We start from the raw sequence: 667 nt of genomic DNA on the forward strand, positions 1-667 counted from the left end.
AAGCTGGCTGATTAATCGCCAGGACACCGATCCCTGTGCCAGCGCCGGCCGGGGGATGGTCGGCCTTTTCAGCAGCACAATGTTATTGATAGGGATGGAGTCCAGCATGACAAAACTGTCCAGATCCTGTTGCCGCAGCATCGCCGGTAAATCGCGGTTGGTGCACAACACATCGGCGGTCAGAAATTTGAGCTCATTCGGCCAGGGGGAGTGCTGTTCATCCACAATCGACACAAAGGCCTCGGTTCCCAGATAGCTGGTGCGGGTGCCGTAATGGTGGGCGTGTTCAGACAGGATACGGGGATCACGGCGCAGGGAGAAATAGGCGCCATAATTGCCTTTATCATCACTGAACGTTGACCAGAATGGTCGGAAGATTTGCGTTTCCCGCCGCTTGATATCAGCCCCGTGCAGGCGCTGGACTGAAAAAATTTCATAATCCAGCGGTCGGATGTTATCCACCACCAGATGGTATTCATTCGTACTGTTTTCCACCGTGACACGCTCTGTCAGTTTAGGAAACAGGTTAATCACCGGGGTACTGTTCAGGGCTAAATAAGAGGCATCCACCAGATGCTCCAAATCCTCATCGATTTTGTCCAGCAGCAGGATCAGTTCAAACGCCTGGGCTTTTTCCGTTTCTTCCAGTAAAGGCCGCAGGCCACGG

General features: G+C 53.2%; 1 protein-coding gene. It reads right to left on the reverse strand.

Annotated elements, in window-relative coordinates; translation table 11 throughout:
• Positions 1-667 (reverse strand): type VI secretion system baseplate subunit TssF (locus tag Xinn_RS21275; protein ID WP_169923653.1); only part of this gene is annotated, 667 nt, incomplete at both ends.

The sequence above is a fragment of the Xenorhabdus innexi genome (genome assembly GCF_002632485.1).
GTDB classification, from domain to species: domain Bacteria; phylum Pseudomonadota; class Gammaproteobacteria; order Enterobacterales; family Enterobacteriaceae; genus Xenorhabdus; species Xenorhabdus innexi.